Below are 18773 nucleotides of genomic sequence, written 5' to 3'. Positions count from 1 at the left end.
TTTCGCTATGTAAGATTGTTCCTTATTGTAGCATAAGGGGGGCAGGAACCAAAAACAGCATGTCTATCTTCTTTCCCCGGTTCATAGAATGGAAAACGGGGGGATGAGAGTCATGATGTTATCGCGATCGGGACAGAAGCTGGCCCTGTTTGTTCTGCTGTTTCTGATTTTCACAAGTATACATATGCAGTTCCCTGTCCTGACGCCTCTTGCGGTAGGTCTGGGAGCTACCGGTTTCATGGTCGGTCTGATGCTTGGAGCCACATCTTTCGTTAATTTGGCAGGAAATCTGATTGCCGGTGTGGTCATCGACAGGACAGGCCCCAGAAGCTTTATTATAGTTCCTCTTGGTCTGCTGGCTGCTTCTCTCGGCCTTCATTGTTTTGTGAGTGATGTATCACACCTGTTTATTCTCAGACTCCTTAATGGGTTTCTGCTCGCTTTTCTAACCCCTGCATGTATGACGATGCTGTCCACATTTGCAGAAAACCGCCGTGAACAGAGCAGGAACATGGCGGTTAATACACTAATGGTCACTCTGGCCATGGCTGCTGCCCCAATTGCGGGAGGTAAAATCGGTGAATGGTTCGGTGCTTCATGGACGTTCGCTGCAGTATCGGCCATCATGGTGGCTGCATTTATTCTGGCCCGGTACACTGTCCAGTCAAACCTGGTCATCCGCACATACCGGGATGAACCGAATTACCGGTCCCTTGTAACCGCAAAGAGTATGCCCGTTTTTATTGCCGCTTTCGGGATCATGTATGCACAGGGGACGCTGATGTTTGAATTGCCGTTTTTATCTGTTGAAACCGACTTTTCCAAAGGGGATGTGGGCATGATGGTGAGTATGATCGGCATTGGCACCCTTCTTTCGCTGGCCCTGTTTTTCGTCCACTGGGTTAGTCCGTTTATCCGTCTTTTTACAGGTGTTGTAATGATGTGTGGGAGCTTTGGATGGATCCTTTTTTCCCACGGCGGCTATCCTTCAACCGGTTCACTCCTGCTTTTCGGGGCAGCTGCGGGTATTTTATTTCCTGCTATGATGACGATGCTGACAGAACGGATCGGTGAGGAGGCAAGGGGAAGGGGATTTGCCCTGCTTTCGGCTGTTTTTTCACTGGGGACGATTTCAAGTCCGTTTGTCGCGGGGATTATCAGGGATTTTATTTCTCCATATTATATAAGCTGGGTTGTGCTGATGTGTGTTCTTATGGTTATGGGAACGATGGAGCAGAAAAAAACGTCAACGGCGGTTTACGGCGCTTAATCTTTATGAATTGCTCCTCTTTTCCTTTTCTGCAGGAGCGAGATTCGATATAGTAAAAGTAGAGATTGCCAGACAGGATCTGTGAAGGAGACATGAAGATGGAAAATGTTTTGGAAGTTTCAGCACTAACAGGCGGCTATCAGCGAAGCAGGCCGGTGCTTCACGGTGTCAGCTTTTCCGTTAAACCTCATGAAATCGTCGGGCTGATCGGCCTGAACGGTGCCGGGAAAAGTACGACCATTAAGCATGTTCTCGGTCTTATGGAGCCGCATGATGGTGCGGTACATATTAAGGGACGCACGATGGACGAAGATATGGAAGCATACAGAAGCAGCCTGGCCTATATCCCGGAAACCCCGCTTCTTTATGAAGAGCTCACGCTGTGGGAGCACCTGGAGCTTACGGCGATGGCCTATGGAATTGATGAAAAAACGTTCGGTGAACGGGCGGAAGGTCTGTTAAAGGAATTCCGTATGGAAAAGATGGTGAAATGGTTTCCAAGCCATTTTTCAAAGGGGATGCGCCAGAAAGTCATGATTATGTGCGCATTTCTTGTAAACCCGGATCTGTACGTTGCGGACGAGCCTTTTGTGGGACTTGACCCCCTTGGCATCAGGTCCTTTCTCGACCATATGAAAGAGATGAAGGAAAAGGGATGCGGGATTTTAATGTCCACCCACATTCTTGCAACTGCCGAAAAATACTGCGACCGTTTTATTCTTCTGCATGAAGGCCGGATTGTTGTACAGGGAACAATGGAGGAGCTCCGGACACAGCTTGATCTGCCGGATGCGGACCTGGATGATATTTATGTCGCGGTTACAGAGGAAGGGCGCCATGGGTAACGTTCAGGAACTCTGGCAGAAACGGCGTGCCGATTACTGGGAAATGGCCGTCAGGTACCTCCGCCTGATCGCCAACAGCGGCTTTCTGTTTACGCTCTACCTTCTGTTTATTTTCGGAAGCTACTACTACGGTGAATTTCTGATGTGGCTTCCCGAGGATTTCCCCACAGTATGGGTATTTATTGTTCTTTTTACGTGGCTTGTGACCAGAGGGAGGGTCCGGACATTTGTAAGAGAGGCCGATCTTGTTTATCTGCCGCCTCTTGAAAGCAGAATGAAGCCGTATTTCCGCTCGTCCATTCTTTACAGCTGGATGATGGAAACCTTCTGGCTCGCGCTGCCGCTTCTTGTCCTTGCGCCCCTCTTTTTCCACCGCCTCAGTGATTCAGGTGCTCTATTGTTAACGATCCTGGTTATGCTGAGTCTTCTGAAGCTGTGGAACCTGGCTTCCGGTTTCGAGGAACAGCGGTTTCAGGAAAACAGCCGGGTAACCGGGCATACACTCATAAGAACGGTTCTGAATGTGAGTGCCGTTACGGCTATGTTTACGTTTCAGCCGGTCTGGATTCTGGGGGGGCTCGCAGTCCTTCTGGCTGTGCTTTACGCATTCTACTTCAACCGGCTGAACCGGACGCATGCTGTTAAATGGGACCGCCTTGCCAGGATTGAGGACAGTACGGTTATGACATTTTACAGGATTGCCAACTCTTTTACAGATGTGCCGCGACTGAAGATGTCAATTCGTCCCCGCCGGTATCTGAACGCCCTGCTTCAGGCCGTTCCGTACAGACAGAAAAACACGTACCTGTATATGTTCAGCCGTTCGTTTGTCCGATCAAATGACTACTTCGGTATTTTTGTCCGGCTTACGCTTCTCGGGGCACTGTTTCTTTACGTAGTGACGCTGAGCTGGGGGCTGTGGCTGATTGGGGCTCTGTTTATCTACATGACTGCGATTCAGCTGAAAACCCTGCGCGGACATTACAAAACGAGCCAGATGATTGATCTTTATCCGGTGGCGCTCAGGTATCGGGACGAAGCTCACCAGAAGCTGGTCAGAGTGCTTCTCAGTTTTCAGGTTATTGTATTTATGCTTTTTGCGGGGGCTGTGCACAACTGGAACGACGGTCTGATTATTGGAGCGGCCGGCTTCCTGCTTGCCTTTTTCTATGATCGTCTGTCAAGGAAGCGGGAGGTGCGGACGGCCGGGGCATAGGCAGCGTCCGCCTGCAGCGGAATAAAACAACAATCTTTCCGAAAACAGCTAAATGAAAAAGGGAGGCCGATGGAAATTGGGATTTGAGGAAAAAGTGGATCGGGAGATGACCCGCTTTGAACGGAACGTATACAAGTCACCTTCCATAACCGGCAGAACAGCCCGAAAATGGCAGAAAAAGATCAATGAAAAGATCCCCGAAAAAGTGCATCGGACTGTTGCAGACAGTGTGAGGCATATGGTGCAGGCCACTATCACAGGGTCTTCATACTTCTCCGACCAGGAGCTTGTGAGAAATCAGTCACTTGAAAAGAGGGAGGAGCTGCTGGAAGCGGGAAAAATCCGGTACAAGAGAACTGCGGCACTGGAGGGAGCAGGAACCGGTGCTGGCGGGATCTTCCTCGGCATTGCGGACTTCCCTCTGCTTCTCAGCATAAAAATGAAATTTCTTTTCGATGCGGCGAAGATTTACGGCTACGATACAGAAGACCCTGCAGAACGGCTGTTTCTGCTCCACATTTTCCAGCTTGCCTTTTCAAAAGAGGAGGCGCGCGTCCGTGCATATGAGCGGATCCTGAACTGGGAGGAAGAGAAGCGGGATCTGGGTAAAATCAACCCGCATTTAACTTCGGTGGACTGGAAGGCTTTCCAGCTTGAGTACAGGGATTTTATTGATCTTCCAAAAACCCTTCAGCTTGTACCGGGCTTCGGTGCCATTGTCGGTGCTGTGGCAAACTACCACTTTCTTGATCTGCTCGCTGAAAATGCAAAACATGCCTTCCGAAAGCGCATGCTTCTGGAAGGCAGGCTGAAAACCCCCGATGCCTAGGCATCGGGGGTTTTCAGGTATTTTGCTCCGGGCTTCCAACTATACACTTACCTTCGCATCAGCACCGACATAATGAAGAGCGACAGCTGCCAGTGATTTGGCGGCGATCACCATAGCGCGCTCGTCAAAATCAAAGTTCGGATGGTGATGAGGGTACGGCTCCTCCACATCCGGATGCTGGGCGCCGGTAAAGAAAAATGCCCCTTTTCTGTGCTGCAGATAATAGCTGAAGTCCTCTCCGCCCATAATCGGGGTCCGGTGTTCCACTTCATCGACTCCTTCAACTTCAGATAGAGTGGAGGCAACGAGGCGTGCTTCGTCCGTATGGTTCACCACAGCCGGATAGCCTTTTTCGTATGTGAGCTTAATCGAAGAATCGGTGCTCAGGGCCGTGCCGTCTGCTATACGCTGAATTTCGTCCTGTACGCGCTTTTGAACGCCCGGATCAAATGTGCGGACCGTTCCGGTGAGTTTTGCTTTATCGGCGATCACGTTAAAGGCGTTTACGGCTTCAAATGATCCGATACTTACAACGGCTGAATCAATTGGTGCTGTCCGGCGGCTGACAATCTGCTGCAGGGACTGTACGAGCTGGGATCCGATGATGATGGCATCTTTTGTATCGTGAGGCTCGGCCCCGTGGCCGCCTTTCCCCTGAACCTCAAGTTCAAACCGGTCTGCAGCTGCCATAAGGGGCCCTTCGTTATACTGAATTCTTCCTGTAGGGGTTATTGCCCATAAGTGGGTTCCGAATACGGCGTCAACTCCATCGAGGCAGCCGTCTTCAATCATGGCTATGGCTCCACCCGGTGCCTGTTCTTCGGCATGCTGGTGGATAAACACAATGGAGCCGTGCAGGCTGTCTTTCTGCTCTGTCAGGGCCTTTGCGAGAACGAGAAGGGTGGCTGTGTGGCCGTCGTGACCGCAGGCGTGCATCACCCCCGGAACTGTGGACTTATATGGAACATCCTTTGCATCCTGGATCGGCAGGGCGTCAAAATCAGCTCTCAAAGCAACAACAGGGCCCGGATGTGCTCCGGTCAGACGGGCCGTAACCCCGCGTCCTCCAACGTTTCTTTTTACGTCGAGTCCCAGTTTTTCGTGGTAATTTGCGATGTAGTGAGGGGTGTTTACCTCCTGGAATGAAAGTTCCGGATACTGATGCAGGTAGCGCCGAATCTCCACCATTTCACTGTAGTAGCTGTCTAGTGCGCTGAAAAGCTGTTTCATAAAAGTAAGTTTCCCCTTTCCCGGTCGGTAATTTGGAAATGTTCAGAAAATAGTTCGGATGAAAAAGGCCCGCATGGAAGCGGACCCGTTTACGTCCTTAAGTATTATGAACAGTTTAACATAATACGGGCAGGACTTCATATTTACTGGACTCATTCAGAGAATAATATACTGTGCAAGATAGGCGGACATCCGGTTGAATAAACCGGTAAAGAGCAGAATCCCGAATACGATCATGACGCCACCGCTCGCTTTCTGAATCACCGGAAGATAGCGGTTTATGTTTTTCATTCTATTGAGTGACTTCGCATACAGCATACCGACGAGCAGAAACGGAACGGCAAGTCCCATGGAGTAGATAAAGAGCAGGAACATGCCTCCCCACATGGATTCCGTTGAGGCAATCGACAGAATCGATCCCAGCACAAGACCGATACATGGTGACCATGCAGCGGCAAAAAACAGACCGAACAGAATGGAGCGGACAAAGCTCGCCGTTTTTTTAGGGCTGTGATAACGCTTTTCCTTCATAAGGAAGGACAGGGTAAAAACACCGGTGAGCTGCAGGCCGAACAGAACAAGGACAATACCGCCAAGCTGTTCCAGGAGCTGCTGGTTTGCGGCAAATAAACTTCCGATCATCGTTGAGGAAGCGCCAAGGAGCAGAAATATGGACGTAAACCCGATGATGAAGCCGATACTTCTCGTAAAAATGAGTTTCCGGTCAGCCTGGAGCTGATTATTGGTTATATTTGTGCCTGTCAGCTGTGCAAGGTATGCCGGTACAAGGGGAAACACACACGGTGACAGAAACGACACGACCCCTGCAAACAGAGCAAGCCACATCGATAACAGACTGATTTCTTCTATTGTCATATAGGTACCTCCTGATGCGGGCACGTATGGGCTTTTACATCGGCCGCATTCCGCACTCTCAATCTTCAATCACATTATAATTCATATGCACGTCTTTTAGAAACCTTGTCACAGGATTGTCTTATTTAGAAGGGAGAAAGCTGTTACTTTCTGTCCCGGCATCATGTTTGACCATCCCGGGTGCCGGGTAAAGTGTCGATAGTCTTTGAAGGGAGGAATCATAATGAGCAAAATCGCATGTGTAATGACAGATATGTTTGAAGACTCGGAGTATACGTCCCCGGCAAAGGAATTTGAAAGCGGCGGTCATGAGGTCATGGTGATCGGTCCTGAGAAGGGGAAGGAAGTAACAGGGAAAAACGAGGATGCGAAAGTGACTGTTGACCTGGCTATTGAAGATGCGAAGCCTGAAGATTACGACGCCCTGTTTATTCCGGGTGGTTTTTCTCCTGATATTCTCCGTGCAGACGACCGTTTCGTACATTTTGCGAAGCATTTTATGGATGAAAACAAACCGGTGTTCGCCATTTGTCACGGTCCCCAGCTGCTTATTACAGCCGATGTACTGAAAGACCGTTACGTAACCGGATTCAAGTCCATTCAGATGGACCTTAAGCATGCAGGTGCAAACTTCAAGGATGAGGAAGTCGTTGTGTGCCACAATCTTGTAACAAGCCGTACACCGGATGATCTTCCGGCATTTAACCGCGAAAGTCTGAAACAGCTTAGTTAATTAGTGAAATTACAATGACCGCAGGGGCGAACAGCCGCTGCGGTTTTATTTGTTCTCGACAGCTAAATCTATCCGCCCCCTGATGCTGAAACCTATCCCCCTTATATACCGTATTAAAGTAGAGTGAATTTTTGCTGCGGCTGTCTATCATAGAACGGTAAAAGCGGTTTATACTAAAGATGCTGCGTGAAGTGGAAGTCTCTGAGACTGGAAGCGGCATAAAGCTGATACATCAGGGGGGATTGCCTTGAGAAAGAAGCGGCGGGTAAAAAAGAAGACAGTCATTCTGGCTGCAGCATTCGCGGCTGTGATGTTTGTGCTTGGCATCACCATGTACTTTTCCATTATTATTTTCGGCAATTATGCAATAGACAATAAAAAGCTTGTGATGCATGAGGCAAGCGTACTTATGGACAGTGAGGGCAACGAGATTACGAAACTGTTCGAGGAAAACAGGCAGCTGGTGGACAGCGACGACATCCCTGAACACGTTAAAGACGCGTTTGTGGCGGTGGAGGATCAGCGCTTTCATCAGCATCAGGGCATAGATTTCCGCGCAATCGGACGAGCACTCTACCGGGATGTCATTGAGAGAAGTGCCGTTGAAGGCGGGAGTACGATAACCCAGCAGCTGGCAAAAAACACATTTCTGAGCAGTGAAAAAACACTGATGAGAAAAACAAAAGAGGTCCTGATTGCCATCAATCTGGAGCGCCGTTATTCAAAGGATGAAATCCTGGAAATGTACCTGAACCGGATCTATTTCGGTCACGGGGCTCACGGAGTTGAAGCAGCAAGCCAGCTCTACTTTAACAAACCGGTAACGGAGCTGGATGCAGCAGAAGGAGCACTTCTTGCAGCGCTTCCGAAAGGCCCCAATGCCTATTCGCCGATCGACAATCCCGAACGGAGTAAAGAGCGGCGTGACCTTGTACTGAGTCTGATGGAACGCCAGGGCTATCTTACGGCAGAGGAAGCGGTAAGACTGCAGGGGACTGCCATTCCTGCAATAGAAAATAAGATTACAAATAACCCTGCCTATCTGGCTTATGTCGATCTTGTCCTTGAGGAAGCGGAGGAACGGTTCGGGCTGACACAGGAAGAGGTCCTCCGCGGCGGATATACGATTGAGGTTCCAATGAACAGGGAACTGCAGCAGATTGCCTATCGTCATTTTCAGGACAGTGAAGCCTTTCCTGATGACGGGGCCGAAAACCAGGTGGAGGGCGCCATGACTATGCTCGATAACCGGACAGGCGGTGTCGCTGCTGTACAGGGCGGCCGTGACTATGTCAGGAAGAGTTTTAACCGGGCAACAGCAAAGCGTCAGCCCGGTTCGGCCTTTAAGCCCCCGGCAGTGTTTGCGCCGGCACTGGAAACGGGGAAATATGGTCCTTACAGCCTCCTGTCGGACGAAGAAGGGGCAGATTTTGACGGGTACAGCGTCAGGAACGTAACTGGCAGCTATGCAGGTGAGCTGATGATGTACGATGCCGTTAAGGATTCCGCCAACGTTCCGGCTGTGGCGCTTCTGGAAGAAATCGGAGTGCCTCGCTCGAAGGCGTATCTGAGTGAGCAGCAGATCGATCTGGAGGAAAACGGGCTGGGCATTGCCCTTGGTGCTCTTGATTATGGAGTGAGTACACTGGAACTGGCATCCCTCTATACGCCGTTTTCAACAGGCGGAAGTTTCAGAGAACCGCATTTTATTACCCGGATGACTGACCGGAGCGGGGAAGAAGTGGCCGGTAAAAGCGTGTTAAATAAAGAAGTGCTCTCGGCCCAGAGTGCCTGGAGCATAACCCGGATGCTGGAGGCGGCTGTAACGGACGGAACCGCCCAGGCAGGGCATTACGAGGGTGCGCTTGCAGGAAAGACGGGAACGACCTCCTTTGAAGCCGTTCCGGGGGGCGCAAGGGATATATGGTTTGCAGGCTACACCCCACAGTACACTGGGGCTGTCTGGATGGGGTTTGACAGAACTGATGAAAATCACTACCTCACTGCATCCAGCTCTGTATCTGCATCCATGTTTAAATCGATTCTCCAGGAAGCGGGAGAGTCTGGTTATGCCGAGATGACAGCATTTGAAAAGCCTGAAGGTGTTGACGATGTGGAGGAACCGATCCGCTTTGTGGACATCGGCGATTTGGAAGCTGACTTATCCCTTGGCTGGTCGGGAACCCACGTGGAACTGAACTGGACTAAGAGCAGCGATGAAAGGCTTCACTATAAAATATACGAAGTTTCCGCTGACGGTCTGCAGAAAGTGGGGAGCGTTGTCGGAGATGATCAGTATACTGTCAAGCGGGTAAATCCATTTGGGGATCATGAATATGTGGTGGTTCCCTACAGTCCCCAGACCGGGCTGGAAGGCTCCCCGTCCAACCGTGCACAGGCAAACTGGCAGCTCTTTTCACAGGATGCGTCCTGATGGAATTTGCAGATATATTTTGGAGACCGACTGACCGGTGGCGTATTTACGCCGCCGGTCAGTTTTTTTGTTTCAGCAGCCCTTCTGCCAGTCTGTTCAGGCACGCCTGTGTGCATGACAGGGCAGTCGGCGGGTTTTCTTTAATAGAATCCGGCTGTTCGGTGCAAAATAAGGAAAAACCTCAGAACATTGGAAGGGGTGGCGGTATGTGGGAGGCATTTCAGCATCGGTTTTTCGGTTTTCTGCCTGAACGGGGGACGCTGGTGATTGCACTTATTTATTTTGCAGTGTGCTTCATTTCGCTGAAAGTATCGGAAAAGATGACCCATGCGTACGCCATGCCGTGGCAGAAAGAGGAAAATAAGCAGGCGAGAGAAAGGATCAGGAAGGAGGAGTCCGAATGAAGGATCAGTCGGCAGCTCATTACACGATGTCGCCCCTCGAGCTCTCAATTACGCACATATCATTTACAATCAGTGCCGGTATTCTTACTGTCCCGCGCGCGCTTGTCTACATTCTTGAAAGTTCTTTTGGCTGGATATCGGTTATCACCTGCGGTGTGATTGTCTGTCTCTATATATGGCTGATTTTTCTTCTTCAGAAAAAGCTCGGAAATGAGGGGCTCTTTGACTACCTGAAAAGGATCGGGCGACTGAAATGGGCCGGGAAGCTGTTCTCTCTCCTGTTCTTTCTGTATTTCCTTGCTTTTTTCTGCATTGAAGGGAGGATCCTTGCAAGAGTCGTTCAGATTTACCTTCTCGATCAGACGCCCGCGGAAGTAATCTTTCTTTTTATGGTTCTTGCCACTACGTATGCCTGCAGTAAAGGTGTGGAGGGGATCGTTCACATCAGCCTGATGTATTTTCCGTTTGTTCTTTCTGTGCTGGCAATTGTTGTCCTCCTGAACATAGGCAATTTCCAGGTTAATGAACTCAGGCCGTTTGTTGCAGGAGACGTAATGGAATCATTCAACATTTTACGGATGTTTTATTTTTTTCTCGGCTTTGAAATTTTCTTCTTTTTCCAGAAATACGTGAATCCGGTGGAGGCGGATGGAAGAAAACAGAAAAAACTGAAACCGCTTCGGACCTACATTTTAGGTGTTGGAAGCATAGTTTTCATCTACGGCATGATTGTTGTTTTTTCATACGGTGTTCTCTCTGTGGAGGCAACGAAAGTTATGCCGTTTCCGACCGTCGAGCTGTCGAAGGAAGTGGAAGTCCTTGAAGGGCTGATTGAGCGTGTTGAACCTCTGATCATTGTGATGTGGATCATGACCATATTTAATACAATGGCCATTCTTCACTTCCTTGCAGCTGATACCTTTCATGCCCAGTGGCTGCCGGGGAAAAATGCAAACACGATTGCATTCACTTTCGGGCTGCTGTCGTTTATGTTTGCTTTTTACCCTGAATCTCTCACCGAGACCCTGTATATGTCTGAATGGATCGGGTATGGCGGCTGGATCGTGGTCACGCTTTTTCTTGCCCTCGGCTTTCTGACAATAAGAAAAAACAGCCGCTCCACCCGGGGGACTCCGGCAGATACGAAGCCCGGAGGTGAAGTGAGTGGATAAAAGAAAACGTGTTTTAGCTTTACTGCTGATGCTTCCGCTTCTCGTTTCCTGCTGGGACCGGACTGAAATTGAGGAGGTCGGTTTTGTTATTGCGGCTTCCGTTACAAGTGCAGAATCGGTGAAGGAGGATGAAGAATTTGATGTTGGTGAGGATAAACTTGCTCTCACATATCAGGTGGCAATTCCGGCCCGCATGGTGGGCGGCGGAGAGGAAGCTCAGGATGAACGTCCTTTTCTCACAGTTAAAACGACTGAGCGGTCCAATTTTGGTGCCAACAGGAATCTGCCGTCCCGGCGTCCCCGTCTGATGAACTACGAACACCTTAAGGTAGTTCTGCTGGAGGAAGAGCTGGTTGAAAAGAACATGCTCAAGTATGTGCTGGATTTTTTCATCAGGGATCATGAAATGCGGCGTAATACGGAAGTTTTTATTGTCGATGGTGACGCCTCCATGGTGCTGAACGATGACCGGCTCCCGGACCCGCTGACAGGGATGTCCATTATGAGTACAGCTGAAAATGAAACCAGGGATCTGGCCATGCTTGAACCGAGAACAATTTCCTACGTTACGAATGCGCTGCTCAACAACAGCAACTTCGTAGTACCGCGGCTGATTGAACGGGAGAATACTTCTTACAGAGTCCGGGGCGGGGCCATTTTCAGCGGAGATGGGAAATTTATGGGCTGGCTGTCTGATGAAATGACGATCGGTTTAAAGCTGATGGAAGGAAATATGAAAAACGGAATAGTGGAAACAGCAATTGATGATGAACAGGACAAGCTGTTTGTGTTTGAAACCTCACGCATGAGCAGGAATATTGAAGTGGACACATCCGGGGAAACTCCTTCATTCCATGTATCCATGAAAGCGGAAGGTACGCTGGTTGAGAGCTGGATTGAAGATGAGGAAGCAGTAAGTCCTGCTTTTATAAACGAAATGGAAGAGTCGGTGGAATCCTATATGGTTGATCAGGCTGAAAAAACAGACGCCTTCCTGCAGGAAGACCTGTACCTGGACATTCTCGGACTGGTTGAGGAGCTCCGTATTCAGGATCATGAACTCTGGCGCCAGTTAAAGGACGATTGGGACGGACCTGAGGGAGTATTCAGGGGTCTGGATATTACCATTTCAGCTGATGTGAAGATCCGGCACTTCATGACGAAGGAGCGGGTTTTTTAACCCCATTACAGGCCAGTGTGAAAGGAGGGAACCGGCGTGTTTAAAAAATTGTTCCGCAAGCTCAATCAGGACCCCGTCAGGCAGAGAGATGAATATAATATCGAGCTGTCCGAAAATATCGAGGAAACAAAAGAGACCCTCGATAAAATTATCGCTGAAAGTGACGATGTCATCGTAAGGGAGTTTAATATTGCCAGAAAGCGAAAAGCCGTAATGTATGTCCTCGACAGTCTGGCAGACATGCAGGCACTGGAGCAGAATATAATCAGGCCTCTCATGTATTACCGGGAAGAGCTGCCATCCATAAAAAATGAGGATGCGTTTATCGATGCACTGCTGGAAGATACCATTATGTTTAATGAGGTGGAAACGGCTGATAACCTTGATGAGGCCATTCTCGGATTTATGAGCGGACAGGCCCTTCTTGCAATCGACGGCGTGCAGACATTCGTCATTATCGATGCAAGGCAGTTTGAGCAGCGCGGGCTGGAAGAGCCCCCGAGTGAAATGCTCGTACGCGGACCGAGGGATGGTTTTAACGAAGTGCTTCATACCAACATCGGTCTCATCCGCAGGCGAGTACGGGATCCGAACTTCGTTCTGCAGTTCGGGCAGATCGGGCGCCGGTCGAAGCGTGATTTTGCGATCATGTATATAAAGGGCATCGCTGATCCGAAACTGGTTGATGAAGTGCGTTACAGGGTTTCCTGTATCGATACGGATGACACAGAAGAGTCGGGGAACATCGAGCAGCTGATCGAGGATAACGTAATGTCCCCGTTTCCCCAGGTTCTTAGAAGTGAGCGGCCGGATAAAACCGTCAGTTCCCTTATGAATGGAGGAGTGGCTATTTCCCTTGACGGGACTCCCTTTACGATACTTACGCCGATAACGCTTCAGTTTCTGTTCAAATCACCGGAGGACAATTATGACAGGTGGCAGATTGGCACGCTGATCCGTCTTTTGCGTTATGTTGCTGCTTTTATCGCCCTTTTCCTCCCCGCGATTTATATTGCCATGGTTTCCTTTCATCAGGGCATGATTCCCACTCTTCTGGCGCTTTCAATTTCGGGGACAAGGGAAGGTGTGCCGTTCCCGAGCTTTATAGAAGCCTTTGCCATGGAGTTTACACTGGAACTCCTGAGAGAGGCAGGAGTCAGACTGCCTACACCGATAGGCCAGACAATCGGAATTGTCGGTGGTCTGGTGATCGGTGATGCGGCAGTCCGGGCCGGGGTTGTCAGCCCCATTATGATTATCGTAGTCGCACTCACCGCCATTTCCTCATTTGCCATTCCATCCTATAACGTAAGCATTACGTTCCGGATGCTGAGGTTCGGACTGATGATCCTTGCTGCAGGGTTTGGGCTCTACGGTATTGTAATCGGGTTTATTTTTATCACGGTACACCTGGCCAGTCTGAAAAGTTTCGGAAACTACTATATGAGTCCGTTTGCCCCGTTCAGGCTCAGGGACTGGGGAGACCTGCTGTTCCGGGCTCCGCTTTCGGGTCATAAAAAGCGTCCCCAGGTTCCCAACACTTATGACGATCAGAAAAGCAACTGGACAAAATAGCCTATTATTAGCGAATTTATGACATTTGAGCCCTTGACCTGTACAATTGCCCGTACGATTAGTATATTTAATACGACTGTTAATTTAAAAATGCTGTTTTGTGAAAGTCTCTGTTAAATCTTATTTAAGTTGATTGGAGCGAACGCGCGACACTCCTCCGGGAACAGCAAAGAACATCTGCTTCATGAGTATGCTGTGATCTGCTTCGACGCAGGCTGTTTCGGAGCTTTTCCTGCAGAGGAAGAAGCACCAACGGAAGACCCCGCAGGGACGAGCGCTTACATCGTGAGTTTGCTTCGAGCTGCTTCGACGCATACACTTCGAAGCGATGCTGGAAAAGGAAGAAGCACGCTAACATCTGCGCAGGCTGCAGTGGTGCCCGCGGAAAGGGAGCGCAGTGACCGAAAATCAACAACGAACTTTAACAGAGTCTTGTGAAAAAACACTGTACCGGCCGGCAATGATGCCGGCGTTGTCAGCGGCAGCAGCTTTTTTATATGACGTGTGAAGGGAAGGGACGTTTACCGCCGGTGAACGGCCACCCTTCCTGAGCGCAGTCCGGAGTAAGAGATACATAAGTGAGGTGCTCGAGGAATGTTTAACGATCGACTTTTAAAAGCAGCCAGAAAAGAAGCGGTGGACCATACGCCTGTATGGTACATGAGGCAGGCGGGCCGTTCCCAGCCTGAATACCGGAAACTGAAAGAGAAATACTCCCTTGAGGAGATTACGGAACAGCCTGAGCTGTGTGCATGGGTAACAAAGCTGCCGGTTGACCAGTACAACAACGATGCAGCCATCCTTTACAAGGATATTATGACTCCGTTGCCTGCCATGGGCGTGGATGTGGAAATTAAAAAAGGAATCGGTCCGGTTATCGATAACCCGCTCCGTTCACGTGCGGACGTGGATAAACTCGGTGAGCTTTATCCGCCGGATCATGTGCCGTACGTCCTTGATACTATCCGGATTCTGCGGGAACAGCTGAATGTCCCGCTCATCGGATTCAGTGGTGCCCCGTTTACGCTTTCAAGCTATATGATTGAAGGCGGACCGTCCAAAAATTACAATAAAACTAAAGCGATGATGTATTCCGATCCCGAGGCGTGGTTCAAGCTGATGGACAAACTTGGGGATATGGTAATTACCTATACGAAAGCCCAGGTAGAAGCGGGAGCCCAGGCAATTCAGATATTTGATTCGTGGGTAGGTGCCTTGAGCGCTGCCGACTACCGAACCTATGTGAAGCCCGTCATGGAGCGGATTTTTTCGGAAGTGAAAGAGGAAACCGGTGTTCCGCTCATTACATTTGGTGTTGGGGCACGGCACCTTACGCAGGACTGGCACGAGCTTCCGGTTGACGTTGTCGGTCTTGACTGGCGTTACCCGATAGGGGAAGCGCGGGCAGACGGTATTACGAAGACAGTCCAGGGAAATCTTGACCCTACTATTCTCCTTGCTCCCTGGGATGTAATTGAAGAGCGTGCGAGAGAAGTGCTCGACCAGGGGCTTCAGCAGCCGGGCTTTATCTTCAACCTCGGCCACGGTGTATTTCCTGAAATAAAGCCGGAAACGCTCCAGCGTCTGACCCGGTTCGTTCATGATTACTCAAGAGAAAAACTGGCTGAATAATTCTTTAATCCGGAGGGGTAATAGATGAAGGAAAAGTACGGATTACTTGTCATGGCGTACGGTACGCCAAGAAGTCTCGATGAGGTTGAACCATACTATACGCATATCCGCCGCGGTCGTAAGCCGTCAGATGAGGCGCTAAACGACCTGATTGAGCGCTACGAGGCAATCGGTGGAATATCCCCACTTGCAAAAATTACGACCGAGCAGACTGAAAAGCTTGAAGCGGAACTGAACCGCCGCTATGAAGACCGTGAGTTTAAAGCCTATCAGGGGCTTAAGCACATCGATCCGTTTATCGAGGATGCCGTTCATCAGATGAAGGAAGACGGCATCGATAAAGCGGTCAGTATCGTTCTTGCTCCTCACTACTCCACATTCAGTGTAAAATCCTACAACGGGCGTGCAAAAGAGGAGTCTGCTACAATCGACGGACCGGAGATTACGAGTGTGGACAGCTGGTATGATGAGCCGAAGTTCATCGACTACTGGGCTGCACAGGTTGAAAAAACGATGTCATCCATGTCCGAGGAAGAACGGGAAAAGGCAGTTGTCATTTTCTCCGCCCACAGCCTGCCGGAAAAAATCCTGCAGAACGGCGATCCTTATCCGCAGCAGCTGGAAGATACTGCAAAGCTTATTGCGGAGCAGGCAGGAGTGAAAAATTACGAGATCGGCTGGCAGAGTGAAGGAAATACGCCTGATCCGTGGATCGGCCCTGACGTTCAGGATCTCACTCGTGATCTGCACAAAGAGCACGGCTACGAGTCATTTGTCTACTGTCCGGTAGGATTCGTCGCCGACCACCTTGAAGTGCTCTATGACAACGATTATGAGTGTAAAGTCGTAACAGATGAGCTGGGCCTGAATTACTACCGTCCGGAAATGCCGAACGCCAAGGACGAGTTTATCGACTGTCTGGCAACCGTAGTGGAAAAGAAGCTGAAGGAAGAAAGCAAATGAGTCTTAAAATAGCAGTGATCGGAGGCGGCATAACGGGACTGAGTGCCGCCTTCTTTCTTGACCGTAAAATTAAGGAGGATGGCCTTGATGCAGAATATGTTCTCTTTGAGGCCGGAGACCGGCTCGGCGGTAAAATCAGTACCGATTACACCGGCGGTTTTGTTATCGAAAATGGTCCGGATTCCTTTCTGGCGAGGAAAAAAAGTGCAGCAGAGCTCGGAGGACAGGTCGGCTTAAACGACAGTCTCGTTTATAACAATGCCACCAGTGCCTATATTTACAGTAACGGCGGCCTTCACCCGATGCCGGGAGGCGCCATAATGGGCATCCCAACCCAGTGGAGTCCGTTTCTTGCCACAAAAATACTGAGCCCTAAAGCAAAAGCCCGTGCTGCTGCCGACCTGGTGCTTCCACGGACGAAGAAGGGTGACGGCGACCGCTCCCTAGGTGAGTTTTTCAGAAGCCGTCTCGGTAACGAAGTTGTTGATCGGCTGATTGAGCCTCTGCTGTCGGGTATTTATGCCGGGGATATTAATGACATCAGTCTAAACGCAACTTTTCCACAGTTTCAGAAAATGGAAGATAAACACCGGAGCCTGATCCTCGGAATGAAGTCGTCCATGGCAAAAGCCCCTGGGGAAAGCCGGGAAAAGTCAGTGAAAAAAAGAGGGATGTTCCAGACTTATACCGGAGGGCTGCAGAGTCTCGTGGAGAAGATTGCAGAAGAGCTTCAGGATGGCTCCGTAAAAACCGGTGCTGCATTACAAAACGTCACTAAAAGCGACGCAGGGTATACGCTCACTTTTCGGGACGGTTCCAGTGAGTGCTTTGACCGGGTAATTGTCACCACACCGCATCATGTTACAGCATCCTTTTTCGAAAATGATCCGGCGTTTGACTTTCTGGCTGAAATGCCGGCAACATCTGTAGCAACAGTGGCTGTGGCTTTCGACAAGTCAGCTGTAAAAGAAGACATCGAGGGTTCGGGTTTTCTTGTGCCAAAAGGGAATGGTTTTACGATAACAGCGTGCACGTGGACCCATAAAAAATGGAACCACACTGCCCCTGAGGGCAAAATCCTCCTGCGGGCATACGTTGGCCGTCCGGGTGAAGAGGAGATCGTTGACCGCTCTGATGATGAAATCATCGATGTCGTCATGGATGACCTGAACCGGATTATGAAGCTTGAAGGCAGACCGTCATTTCACCGGATTACCAGGTGGTACGACTCCATGCCGCAGTATCTGGTGGGACACAGGGAACGTGTGACCGGGTTAAAGGAGCATCTTAACTCCAGCTGGCCCGGCGTTTACGTAGCCGGCGCCTCCTTTGAAGGAATCGGCCTCCCCGACTGTATCGATCAGGGAACCAGGGCAGCAGAAGAAGCCCTGTCTGTCATAGATGCTGAATAATAAGTAAACGGAAGCCTCTCCGGTCATTGCCGGAGAGGCTGCGTTGTTTTAATGGGGGAGCGAGTGCCATCGTAATCAGGTGGAGGGAGGGGAATTTATACGAGCCGCGTAGAGTCGTATCATAACGCGGGAATGAGAAGTTGAAATAATACGATTCGGGCGAAATCGTATCAAAACGCGGGAATGAGAAGTTGAAATAATACGATTCGGGCGAAATCGCATCAAAACGCGGGAATGAGAAGTTGAAATAATACGATTCGGGCGAAATCGCATCAAAACGCGGGAATGAGAAGTTGAAATAATACGATTCGGGCGAAATCGCATCAAAACGCGGGAATGAGAAGTTGAAATAATACGATTCGGGCGAAATCGCATCAAAACGCGGGAATGAGAAGTTGAAATAATACGATTCGGGCGAAATCGCATCAAAACGCGGGAATGAGAAGTTGAAATAATACGATTCGGGCGAAATCGCATCAAACCGCGTGAATAAAAAGTTGAAATTATACGATTCGGGCGAAATCGCATCAAACCGCGTGAATAAAAAGTTGAAATAATACGATTCAGGCGAAATCGCATCAAAACGCGTGAATAAAAAGTTGAAATAATACGATTCAGGCGAAATCGTATCAAAACGCGGGAATGAGAAGTTGAAATAATACGATTCGGGCGAAATCGCATCAAAACGCGGGAATAAAAAGTTGAAATAATACGATTCGGGCGAAATCGCATCAAACCGCGTGAATAAAAAGTTGAAATAATACGATTCGGGCGAAATCGCATCATAACGCAGAAAAGAAAAGTTGAAATAATACGATATAGGCGAAGTCAGCTGATAACACCGGAAAAAGAAGGTGGAAATATGACTTACGCACGCGCAACACAGCATAACCCGGAAAAAAACAAAAAAAATACCGCGCGCGATCACTATGTATCACGCACGGCTCCTTACAGGGAGAGGAAATATGAGAAAGTGGGGGAGTTATATTTATTTAGTACCCG

The 18773-nt window shown here is 49.5% G+C and carries 16 protein-coding genes; 13 read left to right on the top strand and 3 right to left on the bottom strand.

The window, feature by feature from the left end:
- Positions 1-112 precede the first annotated feature (112 nt).
- The 4 genes from FGB90_RS06975 (at position 113) to FGB90_RS06960 (ending at position 4160) form a co-directional block, all read left to right on the top strand.
- Positions 113-1270 carry an MFS transporter gene (locus tag FGB90_RS06975; RefSeq protein ID WP_171051732.1) on the top strand — a complete coding sequence of 386 codons (1158 nt, stop codon included), beginning with the start codon at positions 113-115 and terminating at the stop codon, positions 1268-1270.
- 98 nt (positions 1271-1368) lie between these two features.
- The gene (locus FGB90_RS06970; RefSeq protein WP_138809828.1) at positions 1369-2115 is read left to right on the top strand and encodes an ABC transporter ATP-binding protein; all 747 of its coding nucleotides are present in this window, start codon (positions 1369-1371) and stop codon (positions 2113-2115) included.
- Positions 2108-3331: an ABC transporter permease gene (locus FGB90_RS06965; RefSeq protein ID WP_171051731.1), complete on the top strand. Its 1224-nt coding sequence runs from the start codon at positions 2108-2110 to the stop codon at positions 3329-3331. The genes FGB90_RS06970 and FGB90_RS06965 overlap by 8 nt, the downstream gene beginning before the upstream one ends.
- A 76-nt stretch (positions 3332-3407) precedes the next feature.
- Positions 3408-4160: an EcsC family protein gene (locus FGB90_RS06960; protein ID WP_246056072.1), complete on the top strand. Its 753-nt coding sequence runs from the start codon at positions 3408-3410 to the stop codon at positions 4158-4160.
- 39 nt (positions 4161-4199) lie between these two features.
- Here FGB90_RS06960 and FGB90_RS06955 read toward each other — a convergent pair whose 3' ends face one another.
- Both FGB90_RS06955 and FGB90_RS06950 read right to left on the bottom strand, forming a co-directional pair.
- Positions 4200-5390, bottom strand: coding sequence for an amidohydrolase (locus FGB90_RS06955; RefSeq protein ID WP_171051730.1), 1191 nt, complete (start codon positions 5388-5390; stop codon positions 4200-4202).
- Between the two features lie 156 nt (positions 5391-5546).
- A complete protein-coding gene (locus tag FGB90_RS06950) occupies positions 5547-6266 on the bottom strand; it encodes a cytochrome c biogenesis CcdA family protein (RefSeq protein WP_138809822.1) in 720 nt (239 codons plus the stop codon).
- A 223-nt stretch (positions 6267-6489) separates the two neighbouring features.
- On the opposite strand from FGB90_RS06950, the gene FGB90_RS06945 reads away from it, so the two are divergent.
- From FGB90_RS06945 to hemY, 9 genes are all read left to right on the top strand, one after another.
- Positions 6490-6999, top strand: coding sequence for a type 1 glutamine amidotransferase domain-containing protein (locus FGB90_RS06945; protein WP_138809820.1), 510 nt, complete (start codon positions 6490-6492; stop codon positions 6997-6999).
- A 247-nt stretch (positions 7000-7246) separates the two neighbouring features.
- Positions 7247-9433 carry a transglycosylase domain-containing protein gene (locus tag FGB90_RS06940; RefSeq protein WP_306419223.1) on the top strand — a complete coding sequence of 729 codons (2187 nt, stop codon included), beginning with the start codon at positions 7247-7249 and terminating at the stop codon, positions 9431-9433.
- A gap of 206 nt (positions 9434-9639) precedes the next feature.
- Positions 9640-9837, top strand: coding sequence for a hypothetical protein (locus tag FGB90_RS06935; RefSeq protein WP_138809818.1), 198 nt, complete (start codon positions 9640-9642; stop codon positions 9835-9837).
- Positions 9834-11009, top strand: a complete 1176-nt coding sequence (locus FGB90_RS06930) for a GerAB/ArcD/ProY family transporter (protein WP_138809816.1) — start codon at positions 9834-9836, stop codon at positions 11007-11009. The genes FGB90_RS06935 and FGB90_RS06930 overlap by 4 nt, the downstream gene beginning before the upstream one ends.
- The gene (locus FGB90_RS06925; protein ID WP_138809815.1) at positions 11002-12189 is read left to right on the top strand and encodes a Ger(x)C family spore germination protein; all 1188 of its coding nucleotides are present in this window, start codon (positions 11002-11004) and stop codon (positions 12187-12189) included. Before FGB90_RS06930 ends, FGB90_RS06925 begins: the two co-directional genes overlap by 8 nt.
- Positions 12190-12225: 36 nt before the next feature.
- Entirely contained in the window at positions 12226-13764 is a 1539-nt protein-coding gene (locus tag FGB90_RS06920; RefSeq protein WP_138809813.1) for a spore germination protein, read from the top strand.
- Between the two features lie 594 nt (positions 13765-14358).
- Complete coding sequence (hemE, locus tag FGB90_RS06915; protein WP_138809811.1) at positions 14359-15396, top strand: uroporphyrinogen decarboxylase; 1038 nt, start codon at positions 14359-14361, stop codon at positions 15394-15396.
- 24 nt (positions 15397-15420) lie between these two features.
- Complete coding sequence (hemH, locus tag FGB90_RS06910) at positions 15421-16359, top strand: ferrochelatase (RefSeq protein WP_138809809.1); 939 nt, start codon at positions 15421-15423, stop codon at positions 16357-16359.
- Complete coding sequence (hemY, locus tag FGB90_RS06905) at positions 16356-17771, top strand: protoporphyrinogen oxidase (RefSeq protein ID WP_138809807.1); 1416 nt, start codon at positions 16356-16358, stop codon at positions 17769-17771. Before hemH ends, hemY begins: the two co-directional genes overlap by 4 nt.
- Here the strand turns inward: hemY and FGB90_RS06900 are convergent.
- Positions 17755-18660: a hypothetical protein gene (locus tag FGB90_RS06900; RefSeq protein ID WP_138809805.1), complete on the bottom strand. Its 906-nt coding sequence runs from the start codon at positions 18658-18660 to the stop codon at positions 17755-17757. The genes hemY and FGB90_RS06900 overlap by 17 nt on opposite strands.
- Between the last annotated feature and the right edge of the window lie 113 nt (positions 18661-18773).

It is taken from the genome of Alteribacter natronophilus (genome assembly GCF_006007885.1).
Lineage (GTDB): Bacteria > Bacillota > Bacilli > Bacillales > Salisediminibacteriaceae > Alteribacter > Alteribacter natronophilus.
The sequence above is the reverse complement of the archived record's forward strand: the minus strand, read 5'-3'. Positions and strand labels throughout refer to the sequence as shown.